The 10,221-nt window shown below is 58.1% G+C and carries 11 protein-coding genes; 7 read left to right on the top strand and 4 right to left on the bottom strand.

Annotation, left to right across the window (positions count from 1 at the left end; translation table 11 throughout):
- Positions 1-9: 9 nt before the first annotated feature.
- The 6 genes from B8V81_RS17755 to B8V81_RS26305 all read left to right on the top strand — a co-directional run bounded on the left by B8V81_RS17755 (position 10) and on the right by B8V81_RS26305 (position 6,341).
- A complete protein-coding gene (locus tag B8V81_RS17755; protein WP_028597772.1) occupies positions 10-984 on the top strand; it encodes a substrate-binding domain-containing protein in 975 nt (324 codons plus the stop codon).
- Positions 985-1,017: 33 nt separating this feature from the next.
- On the top strand, positions 1,018-2,382 hold the full coding sequence (locus tag B8V81_RS17760; RefSeq protein WP_101808885.1) for an extracellular solute-binding protein: 1,365 nt from the start codon (positions 1,018-1,020) through the stop codon (positions 2,380-2,382).
- Between the two features lie 272 nt (positions 2,383-2,654).
- Complete coding sequence (locus tag B8V81_RS17765) at positions 2,655-4,037, top strand: ABC transporter substrate-binding protein (RefSeq protein ID WP_101808886.1); 1,383 nt, start codon at positions 2,655-2,657, stop codon at positions 4,035-4,037.
- A gap of 107 nt (positions 4,038-4,144) precedes the next feature.
- Positions 4,145-5,047 (top strand): carbohydrate ABC transporter permease, encoded by a 903-nt coding sequence (locus B8V81_RS17770; RefSeq protein WP_101808887.1) that lies wholly within the window; start codon positions 4,145-4,147, stop codon positions 5,045-5,047.
- Between the two features lie 32 nt (positions 5,048-5,079).
- Complete coding sequence (locus tag B8V81_RS17775; RefSeq protein ID WP_101808888.1) at positions 5,080-5,925, top strand: carbohydrate ABC transporter permease; 846 nt, start codon at positions 5,080-5,082, stop codon at positions 5,923-5,925.
- Between the two features lie 122 nt (positions 5,926-6,047).
- Positions 6,048-6,341: an RCC1-like domain-containing protein gene (locus B8V81_RS26305; protein WP_127464541.1), complete on the top strand. Its 294-nt coding sequence runs from the start codon at positions 6,048-6,050 to the stop codon at positions 6,339-6,341.
- 299 nt (positions 6,342-6,640) lie between these two features.
- Here B8V81_RS26305 and B8V81_RS17780 read toward each other — a convergent pair whose 3' ends face one another.
- The 4 genes from B8V81_RS17780 to B8V81_RS17790 form a co-directional block, all read right to left on the bottom strand.
- The gene (locus B8V81_RS17780; protein ID WP_101808889.1) at positions 6,641-7,960 is read right to left on the bottom strand and encodes a hypothetical protein; all 1,320 of its coding nucleotides are present in this window, start codon (positions 7,958-7,960) and stop codon (positions 6,641-6,643) included.
- A 173-nt stretch (positions 7,961-8,133) separates the two neighbouring features.
- Complete coding sequence (locus tag B8V81_RS26070) at positions 8,134-8,268, bottom strand: hypothetical protein (protein WP_255309764.1); 135 nt, start codon at positions 8,266-8,268, stop codon at positions 8,134-8,136.
- 32 nt (positions 8,269-8,300) lie between these two features.
- Entirely contained in the window at positions 8,301-8,666 is a 366-nt protein-coding gene (locus B8V81_RS17785) for a nucleotidyltransferase family protein (RefSeq protein WP_052333000.1), read from the bottom strand.
- Between the two features lie 200 nt (positions 8,667-8,866).
- A complete protein-coding gene (locus B8V81_RS17790) occupies positions 8,867-9,091 on the bottom strand; it encodes a helix-turn-helix domain-containing protein (RefSeq protein ID WP_028597779.1) in 225 nt (74 codons plus the stop codon).
- Between the two features lie 245 nt (positions 9,092-9,336).
- Here B8V81_RS17790 and B8V81_RS17795 point away from each other — a divergent pair, with 245 nt between their 5' ends.
- Positions 9,337-10,017, top strand: coding sequence for a tetratricopeptide repeat protein (locus B8V81_RS17795; protein ID WP_028597780.1), 681 nt, complete (start codon positions 9,337-9,339; stop codon positions 10,015-10,017).
- Positions 10,018-10,221 lie beyond the last annotated feature (204 nt).

The raw sequence follows: 10,221 nt of genomic DNA on the forward strand, positions 1-10,221 counted from the left end.
GTCATGCCGATGGGAAGCAAGAAGCTGTGGCTGCCGCTCCTGCTGCTGCTGTTCGCCGCGCTCGTCGTCTGGAACGGCTTGAAGCGCTCGGAGCCTGCCGATGCCGGAGGCGGCATCATCGTCATCCTGCAGACGAAGGACGTCAACAGCTCTTACTGGCAGACGGTGCGCTCGGGCGCGATGGCGGCGGCCAAGGAGCTGAACGTGGCGCTCGAGCTGCTCGGTCCGACCGGAGCGGAGGCGGCGGAGGAGCAGAAGGAGCTGCTGCGCGGGGCGATCGCGGCCCGGCCGGAGGCCATCGTGCTCGCGCCGATAGCCGAGGAGCGGCTGTCGGAGGAGCTGGACGCCTGCCGCAAGGCCGGCATCAAGCTCATCGTCATCGATACGCCGCTGCTGAGCCATCCGTATGACAGCTACGTCTCCAGCGATCATGTCGAGGAAGGCCGCGTCGCGGCGGACATGCTCGCTCCCGACAAGCGCAAGAAGCCCGTTTACGCCTTCATCACAAGCGACGACGACTCCGTCGTGGCGAGCCAGCGCCGCCAGGGCGTGCTGGAGAAGCTCCCGCCGGGAGAGGCGTTCAGCCTCGGGACGATCGACGTCGGCAAGTCCGAGGAGCAGGCGTATCGGACGGTCAAGTCGCTTACGGTCGCCTATCCCGGCATGAACGGCATCGTCGCCTTGACCGATGTCGGGGTGAGCGGCGCGGCTCGCGCCCTGGAGGATCAGGGACTGTCTCATAGCGTCAAGCTGATCGGCTTCGACAGCTCGCTGCCGGAGATCCAGCTGCTCGAACGGGGACGGATGCATGCGCTGATCGTTCAGAACCCGTTCAACATGGGGTATCTCGGCGTCGAGACGGCTAGCGCCGTCATGCAGGGCAGGAAGCGTCCGCAGTGGGTGGACATCCCGTCCGCGACGGTCACGTCGGCCAACATGTACGAGCCCGAGAATCAGAAGCTGCTGTTTCCGTTCGTTTCTTGAATCCATCGTCCGTTGAAAAGGAGGCGCTATGCCATGACGAATGACGTCGCCGGCAAAGCATCGCCGCGGTCCGCGCGCCCGCAGCGTCCCGAACATGCGCCGAAGCGGCAGGCGGGTGCTGCCGCTCCGCGGCGGACGACGGCCCGGCGGCGGAGCGAGCGGACCGCCTGGGCGCTCGCTCTGGCCGCGCTCTTGGCAGGCTGCTCCTCGTCCTCTCCCGCGCCCAAGGTGACCGAGCCGGAGCCGCAGCAAGCGCTCATCAAGTTCGTCGCTTCCGAATACAGCACGGAGACGAAGCCGCTGCTCGAGGATATCGTAAGCGGCTTCGAGTCGCTCCATCCCGACATCCGCGTCGAGCTCCAGGTCGTCAATTGGGACATTCTTGACGGCGTCTACACGAACATGCTCGCGCAGGGCGAGCCGCCCGATTTGCTGAACGCCAATTTCTACGCGCATTTCGCGGCGGACGGGCTGCTGAACGATCTGGGAGAAATCCTGCCGGACTCGTTCCTCGACAACCTGCAGCCTTCGCTGCTCTCCCGCGACACCTACAAAGGACAGCTGGCCGCGCTTCCGTACGTCGCCTCGGTCCGCAGCCTGTACTACAATCAGGATCTGCTCGAGCAAGCCGGCATCGCGGGACCGCCTCGCACCTGGTCGGAGCTCGTCGAGGACGCGCGGCTCGTCCGGGAGGGCGGGCACGGAGAGGGCTTCGGCATCGACATGACCGACAACGAGATCCACTCCTACCTGAGCTATTTCTTTTACGGAGCGGGCGGCGGCTGGATCAAGAACGGCCGGTGGGCGATCGACCAGCCGGCCAACGTGGAGGGGCTGGAGCTGCTCAAGTCGATGTACGACGCCGGCCTCACCGATGCCGAACCGTGGCTGAAGACGCGGGACGAGAAGCAGCGGATCCTTGGCGGCGGCGGGCTCGCGATGATGATCTCGGGCAATTATTTCAGCTCCGTCGTGCCCAAGGAATTCCCGGGACTGCGATGGGGCAGGGGACCGATTCCGGTCAAGGACGGCCAGCCGCCGATGACGTTCGGCGTGCAGGACGTGCTCGTCTCGTTCAAGACGGGCCATACCGACCCGGCCGCGCTGTCCGCCTTCATCCAGTATCTGTACGAGGACGAGCGTTATGCCGACATGGTGCGCCAGGAAGGGTTCCTGCCGGTGACGCTGTCGGCGGGAAGGCTGCTGTCCGAAGCCGATGCGGAGATGCGCGCCAACCTGGACGACCTTGACGGCGCGCGCTTCGTGCCGATCGAGCAGCCGCGCTGGAGCAACGTGATGGACGCGGCCCGCAAGCTCGGCAGCGCCGTGCTCCAAGGGCGATACTCGCCGCAATCGGCGCTGGAGGAGCTTCAAACGATCGCGGTGAAGCAGGACTGAACGAAGACGAGAGAAAGAGCCGTTCCCGGTTATGGGAACGGCTTTTTTTGAACCCGAAATCGGGAGAACCAGCGATAGATTCGCATGAAATGACGATTATCATCAAAATCATGAAATGAAAAATCATAAAATACTAAAGATTTTACGGAAGATATTCCATAGAGCGTGCAGACGATCCCCTTTACGATACAAGTATGCGGATGGCTCGCCGGCAACGGTCGGAGCAACGAGGCATCGGCCAAATAGAATTCATTCGGGAGGGTTAAGCCAAGATGACGTTTACGGTAAAGAAAACGGCAGCGGGCGCCATGGCGATCGCGATGTCCCTGGCTGTGCTCGCCGGCTGCGGCGGCAACAACGGCAACAGCGGCAATACAGGAGAAGCGGCCAATGAGCCGGCGACGAACTCGGCGACGAACGCGGCGGCGGAAAACACGTCGGCCACAGGCGGCGAGACGAAGCTGAGCGGCGACTTCACGGTCCAATATTTCGTCGGCGGTTATGGCGACAAGTGGTGGAAGCAGGTCATCGCCGACTTCAAGGCGGCCAACCCGGACCTCAACATCAAGGAAGAAGCCGGCCCTCAGATCAATACGCAAAACAAGCCGAAGTGGATCGCCGGCACGCCGCCGGACTTCGTCTACATCGACGGTCCTGAGCTCAACGACCGCCAGATGGCCGAGGACGGCCAGCTGGAGGACCTGACCGACTGGCTGCAGACGGCGACGAACGTCGACGGCGTGAAGATCCTCGACCTGCTGGCGCAGCAGCCTCCGCAATACGGCGGCAAGACGTACAACGTGCCGCTCGTGCTGAACTCGTGGGGCATTTTCTACAACAAAGCGCTGTTCGAGAAAAACGGCTGGACCGAGCCGAAGGACTGGGACACGTTCATCAGCTCCTCCGAGGCGATCAAGGCGGCCGGCACGACTCCGTTCATCCACACCGGCAAATATCCGTACTACATCAACAGCTCCTTCCTGTTCCCGGCGATCGTCTCCGCCAACGGCAACGACTACAAGCTGCTGCAGGACATGGGCGACAGCAAGGTCGAGGCGTTCAAGTCGCCGCAGGTGCTGGAAGCGCTGGGCAAGATCGTCGAGCTGCGCGACAAGGGCTTCATCGACAAGGCTTCCGTCTCCATCAACCATACGGACTCGCAAATGCTGTTCCTGCAAAACAAGGACGCGTACATCCCGAACGGCCTGTGGCTGCCGAACGAGATGAGCAAGGACGTTCCGGCCGACTTCAAGTTCGGCTTCATTCCATCCGTCACGCAAAAAGCGGGCGACAAGGTCGTCGCCAACACGTCGACCTCCACGGTCGCGATCGCCAAAAACGCGAAGAACAAGGAAGCCGCGAAAGCGTTCCTGCAGTTCATCTTCTCCGAAAGCCAGGCGTCCAAGTTCGCCGAGCTGAGCGGCGCGCCGTCCAACATCAAAGGCGACATCAGCAGCTCCGCCGCGCCGGACTTCGTCAAGCAAGCCGCGGCTTACCTGACGGCCGATACGACGGTCGTCGTGCCGACGGTCACGTTCAACCAGGACGTCGACAAGGCGATGCAGGACGCGACGGTCGCGCTGACGATCGGCAAGATCGATCCGCAGGGCTGGGTCGACCGCGTCGTCAAGGTCGTCGAAAAAGTCGCGAAGTAACGGTCGGCCGTCGAGGATCAAGATAGAACCAGCACAGGCCATCCTCGGGAGCGGAAGCTTCCGGGGATGCTCTCTGATGGCAGAACGAACGGGGCGGTGAGCTTGAGATGAGACTGGGAGGAGCCAAAGGACAACGCAAGCTGTTCATTGCGGCGTTCATCATACCGACATTCCTCTATTTTTGCCTGTTCACGATCTATCCGATCGTCCAGGCGCTGTACAACTCCTTCTACGACTGGTCCGGCATGTCCCAGCACAAGGATTTCGTCGGGCTGCAGAACTTCAAGGACCTGCTGCAAGACCCGATCATGCTGACGGCCATCGGCAACGACTACTTCCTCGTCGCCGGCAAGATGATCGGCATCATGGCCATCGCGACCTTTTTCGCCGTGGCGCTGACGCGCCTGCGCATCCGGGGCGCCGGGTTTTTCCGCTCGATCTTCTTCATTCCGAACGTGCTGTCCGTCGTCGTCGTCGGCATCCTGTGGGGCTTCATCTACAACCCGCAGATCGGCTTCCTGAACGGCTTCCTGTCGCTGTTCACCAAAGAGCCCGTCACGATCAACTGGCTCGGCTTCGAAAGCCATTCGATCTGGATGCTGCTGCCTCCGACCATCTGGGCCGGCATCGGATTCTACATGATTCTTCTGATCGCCGCAATCACGAACATTCCGGAGTCGCTTTACGAAGCCGCCGACATAGAAGGCGCCGGACAATGGCATCAGTTCCGGCACATCACGCTGCCCCTCGTCTGGGAGCAGATGAAGATCTCCGTCATCAACATCATGATGACGACGCTGAACGGCTCGTTCGTCATCGTGACGATCATGACGGCGGGCGGACCGGACAACTCGACGCAGGTCATGGGCTCGTACCTGTACCAGCAGGCGTTCAAGCAGGCCCATTTCGGATACGGCGCCTCGATCGGCATCGCCATTCTGACCACCTCGCTCGTCACCACCGTCTTCCTGCAGTGGCTTCTGCGCAAGGATCAGGTGGAAGTCAGCTAGCGCACGAGAGTTAAGGAAGGAGAGAAGCGAGCATGGTTCAACGCACCGTCCATCCCGTCATCAAGGGATTCTTCATGCTGCTGCTCGTCCTGTGGGGCGTCTCGGTCCTCTATCCGCTCCTGTGGACCTTGATGGACTCGCTCAAGGACAACCAGCAGTTCTACTTCAACATGCCGTGGGCGCTGCCGGAGCTGCCGCTCCAATGGTCCAACTTCGGCTATGTGTGGAACAACTACAATTTCGGCAAGTACTTCGTCAACTCGATCCTCGTCACGACCGGCGCGACGCTGTTCGGCCTCGTGCTGGCGTCGATGACGGCCTATACGATCGCCCGCTATCGCTTTATCGGCAGCAGGGTGCTGTATCTGATCTACATCTCCTCGATGATGGTGCCGTTCAGCCTCGCGCTCATCCCGCTGTTTTTCCTCGTGAACGACCTCGGGCTGACGAACACGCCGCTCGGCCTCATCTTCGTCTACGCCTCCAACACGCTCGCCTTCGGCATCTTCGTGCTCATCGGCTTCTTCAAGACGCTGCCCAAGGAGCTGGAGGAGGCGGCCGCGATCGACGGCGCCGGCTACTTCGGCACGTTCTTCCGCGTCATGCTGCCGCTGTCGCGCTCCGGCCTGATCAGCGTCGGCATCATCAACGTGCTGGACATCTGGAACGAGTTCATCGTCGGCACGATCCTCGTCAACGACCCGGCCAAGTACACGCTGCCGATCGGCCTCGCCGCGATGCAGGTCGAGATGCAGTACAAGACCGAGTGGGGGCCGCTGTTCGCCGGCCTGCTGTTCACGATCGTGCCGGTGCTGATCGTCTACATGTTCGCGCAGCGCCATATCGTGTCCGGCCTTGTCGCCGGCGCGGTGAAATGACGTTTCGACCGGCGCCGGCGGGGGAGCGATCGCGCTCCCGACCGGATTTGCCCGAAGAAGGCCTCGCTTTCCTCCATGAGGAATCGAGGCCTTTTTTGATTTGAATGTAAGAGCCTTGACCGATGAAGGGTGGCGGTCGGCCAGCGGGCTCCGCAGCGGCGGGCCAACGGCATACGGTTGGCCTGAGATCGGACGGAAAGGTCGTCGCTGGCGGCGACAACGACGACGGCCCGTGCGAGGTCGGCGGCTGGAGCGGCATCGGGCTGCCTGGATCGGTCGTCTCGCGGCTTCTGAATCGCCGGTTCCTGCTGTTTCGCGGGACTCATGCACTCACCATCCGTTGCCAACGACTCCTCAGACGCTTAGAATCCCTTTTTCCGAGTCTCCCGAAATCTAACGACGAGTCAGACGCTTAGAGCCGTCTTTTGCGTTTCTCCGCACGTTTTTTCGGCCTTTTTGCATGGCTAAGCTCCTCACGCGTCGTTAGATTTTTTTGCTGGCCGATTTGGGGCTTTTAACGATCTGATTCGTCGTTGGCAGCCCTGGTTGTTGTCAAAGGGGATCGCGGCATCGTAAATAAACCGGAGAACGGTGTCTTTGTGAAAACGGAGCCGGATCGCCAGAGCATTACGTTGGAAATATAGAAGCTGCGAACCAGTACACAGAAGAAGAGCCTCTGCCCGGCTGATTTCCGGACAGAAGCTCTACGTTACTGCTATACTTTAATGTCGATACTATTCTTGGGCATCGTAAGCGCGCTCTTCTGCTGTTGACCCATATTCAGAGAAGAAATGAAGCTGTTCCAGTCCTCTAGATTCGCATCTCGTACCTGGTTGGCAAATTCAAGCTTGGCCTTTGGACCTACATCCCCTTCCATACTCGGTGAGGATATGAGGCTGTGATGCAGTCTATTGAAGGAGTCCATCAGGCCACTGAGAAGATGCTCCGGCTTCTGATTCAATAATTCCTTCATGCTCTCCCACATGATCGTTCCTACAGACTTCTTGGCATTAGGGTCTTGTAGATGGTCGCTGTACATTCGCTTTATTTCCAAGGTCATTTCTTGATGTGAAGCAAATTGCTTGCGGAAGGAAGGCGTTGAGACAAGAGAGGACTTATAGTCTTCATATTCTGCGATTCCCATCTTGGTACTCATTGCCTTATCTACGGACTGAGTGAGCTGCTCCTTAATCGCTGACGACATAGGCGATTGCTGCAAATAAAGTTCCAGCTTGAGACGTGCGGTCCCTAAATTGTTCGCCATCCATTCCGTATCAAAAGTAGACGTGTTCATAGCTTTAGCTGTTGTGTGTACAAGTGCATCGAATACTGCTGCTACATCACGGTAACTAATATCTTGAAAAGAGGTCGATTCTCCTCCAGAGGCTTTACTTGCCTCCTCCTTCAGTAAATCCCGAAAGTCTGTAATCTCCTTGCCGCCTTGTTCCATGACCTGCTTCCATTGGTCCCCCTGCTCCTCCTGCAACTTGTCCAGAATCCGGGACTGTTCCTGCAGCATATTCTTGATGCGATCGGTCAACTCATTTTTGTCGAAGAGCGGCTTATAGGCGGAGAGGAACTCTCCTTGCGTCTCCTTGCTGCCTCCAAAAATAGAATCATTTTCAAAATTCAAATATTGAGACAAAGTGCTCGCTGTTGTCTGCGCGATATCCTCTAGCTTGAGTTGAACTTGCTTATCGTATTGCTCAAGCTGCTGATTCAATTCGTCTCCTGCGTAACGCTGAAGCAGGAGATCACGCTCATAGGCGCTTTTTACCAGAAACCCGCTTACATCATCCAGAAAATTCTTTGAGTAGTCCGTACCTTGCACGGATGTAAATTCCCTGCCAACAATCCACTGGCCTCCCAGTGCACGAAGCCCTTGTTGTCCTTCATCAATCACGCTCGGGGTATACGTCTCTACGGCATGAGAAGCATGGCTGCTTGCAGGTACGGGCACTTTTGCAGGAAGCGGGTTATTCTTTGCTGCTATAGCGCTCGGAGTTGATGACGCGTAAATGCCATTCGTTTGCATCGCGGACCTCTCTTCATTGAAATATATGGTATTTGTAATATATCGGCGTAATAAGTAAATAGTTGACTAATTCCTCTCCGGTATAAGGTATGACGGATTGTATATGAAGTGCGACACCTAGAAAAAAAAGCCCATGTGGGCTTCGTGTAAAATGGAGGTTACCACATCGATTCTTACTTAGCGGCTTCTTGATCGATGATCTTCACGATGGCTTCGTTGAACGACCGGACCTGATGGAGCAGGTGGGCCACATCATCTTTTGAGAAAGACACGGTGGCGCTATAGTCAGCTTCTGCTCGATGATCCATCAACCGCCTTGCCTTTCATGACTTCGGCAGCCTTAAGGTATCGCAATGACAATGCCCTCCTCGACAATATTGTCTTTCAAGGGGAGCCCAATGGACGTTTCCTCTGACCGCCAGTCATCCGCATTTTCCAAGATGCACGTCAAATGGGTGCCGTATTGCAGGTTCAATTCATAAACGATATCGGAAAGCAGCTCGCGGTTTCGCCAATTTTTTTCGTCTTCGACGAGAACCAATACATCCAGATCAGACCATTCGTCATGGTCTCCCCTTGCCTTGGAGCCGAAAAGGATCAGTTCAATCAGTCGAAAGCTAGCAGCAAGTCTTTGCTTCAGACGAACTAAGCTTTGCTTCTCTTGAGAAGTGAGAGAGCTTATTTCCGAAGGAGCATTCGTGCGCATAGGCTTGTTCCACCTTCGTCAAGTATTTTGCCTTAAATGTACCATAATTCTTCCAACCCCTGCACGATTCCATGGAGGGTTCCGACATCGGGAGCTAAGCTTTTCGGGGCATGGTTTATGTAGCTTAAAAAGCCTTCCCGCCGCATGCGCCGAAGCGGATGCGGAGCGGGAAGGCTTATCAAGAGCGCCGACCAGGCGGATCAGATCGTCAGTTCTCCAAGCTTGATCAGTTCGACGACAGCCTGCGAGCGGCCTTTCACGTTCAACTTCTGCATAACGTTGGAGATATGGTTGCGGACGGTCTTTTCGCTGATGAACAGCTGCCCGGCGATATCCCTCGTCGTTTTGTCTTGGACCAGCAGCTCGAAGACTTCACGTTCCCGGTGAGTCAGCAGAAACTTGTTTTTGTGGTCAGAGCCCTTCAATTTCGTCCCCCCTCCTTGCACGGGTTTTTGTGGGTTACAACAAGGTTAAGGGATACAGTCAACGTATCTTATGAATCCGCCTCTTCATGGGTGCGGTCATTTCTTCATTTGGGCGCGGGTCAAGAGGAATAATGCCGGCGGCTCCGGGACAGCCCTTCCAGACACCTCCATCAATTCCGTTTTCACCCTTGTTTTCATGTGCTAAAATAGGAGCGTCCATTTTATTAGAGATTGGAGCCGCTATCATGAAAATCGCGCTTTTGTTCGGCCTCCTTTGGACGCTGCTCGGCAACCCGTTTCTCGCCCTGCTCGTCCTGCTGGCCGTCCTTTACTTCCTTGACCGCCGCTTCGTCGGCCTGACCCCGAGCTTCACCAAGCCGCTGCGCCGCCGCAGCCGCATCGCGGCGCTGCGGCGGGAGCTGGACGCGAACCCGAGCAACAGCGGCTCCCGCCTGGAGCTGGCTCGCCTGCAGCTGGAGCGCAAGCGCTATGCGGAAGCGCGCAGCACGCTGGAGCCGCTGCGCGAATCGCTGCTGATGGAGGATTCGGCCGAATTCTGGGACGACTACGGCACGAGCCTGCTCCATACCGGCCGCGAGGAGGAGGGGGAGGCGGCGATCCGCAAGGCGCTGGCTCTCAACCCGCGCGTCAAATACGGCGCGCCGCATCTGCGGCTGGCCGCGCTCAAGGCAAAGAGCGACAAGACGCAAGCGCTTGCCGAGCTGGAGGCATTCTCCCGCATCCAGTCCTCCTCCTGCGAAGGTTACTACCGCATGGGCAAGCTGCTGCAGGGGCTCGACCGCAAGGCCGATGCGAAGGCCGCCTTCGAGGAAGGGCTGCGGCTGTATCGCCAGCTGCCCAAATACAAGCGCCGTCAGGAGCGGCGCTGGGCGCTGCTTTGCTCGCTCGGCAAAAACGCTTCCTGATCGTTCCGGCTGCGCGTGGAAGGACGCCGCTCCATCCGTCCTCGCGCCTGTTTCGAACCTTTATTCCGCGCAGCGGGGCAGCTCCGTTCGGCCAGCAGCTTTTGGCCGGGAGCAGCCCCGTTTTCCGTTTTCGGAGCGAGCCCATGCATTTTTATAAGGCGAGGCAGGACGGTTTCCGTTTTTATTTGGTATAATGATAAGAAT

This window comes from Paenibacillus pasadenensis, assembly GCF_002864175.1.
GTDB classification, from domain to species: Bacteria; Bacillota; Bacilli; order Paenibacillales; family Paenibacillaceae; genus Paenibacillus_O; species Paenibacillus_O pasadenensis.

Bases quoted from the DNA above. Each gene is read 5' to 3' on its own strand.
- B8V81_RS26305 (WP_127464541.1), top strand. From the start codon at position 6,048: ATGAAGGGTGGCGGTCGGCCAGCGGGCTCCGCAGCGGCGGGCCAACGG.
- B8V81_RS17760 (WP_101808885.1), top strand. From the start codon at position 1,018: ATGACGAATGACGTCGCCGGCAAAGCATCGCCGCGGTCCGCGCGCCCG.
- B8V81_RS17775 (WP_101808888.1), top strand. From the start codon at position 5,080: ATGGTTCAACGCACCGTCCATCCCGTCATCAAGGGATTCTTCATGCTG.
- B8V81_RS17795 (WP_028597780.1), top strand. From the start codon at position 9,337: ATGAAAATCGCGCTTTTGTTCGGCCTCCTTTGGACGCTGCTCGGCAAC.
- B8V81_RS26070 (WP_255309764.1), bottom strand. From the start codon at position 8,268: ATGGATCATCGAGCAGAAGCTGACTATAGCGCCACCGTGTCTTTCTCA.
- B8V81_RS17780 (WP_101808889.1), bottom strand. From the start codon at position 7,960: ATGCAAACGAATGGCATTTACGCGTCATCAACTCCGAGCGCTATAGCA.
- B8V81_RS17770 (WP_101808887.1), top strand. From the start codon at position 4,145: ATGAGACTGGGAGGAGCCAAAGGACAACGCAAGCTGTTCATTGCGGCG.
- B8V81_RS17785 (WP_052333000.1), bottom strand. From the start codon at position 8,666: ATGCGCACGAATGCTCCTTCGGAAATAAGCTCTCTCACTTCTCAAGAG.
- B8V81_RS17765 (WP_101808886.1), top strand. From the start codon at position 2,655: ATGACGTTTACGGTAAAGAAAACGGCAGCGGGCGCCATGGCGATCGCG.
- B8V81_RS17755 (WP_028597772.1), top strand. From the start codon at position 10: ATGGGAAGCAAGAAGCTGTGGCTGCCGCTCCTGCTGCTGCTGTTCGCC.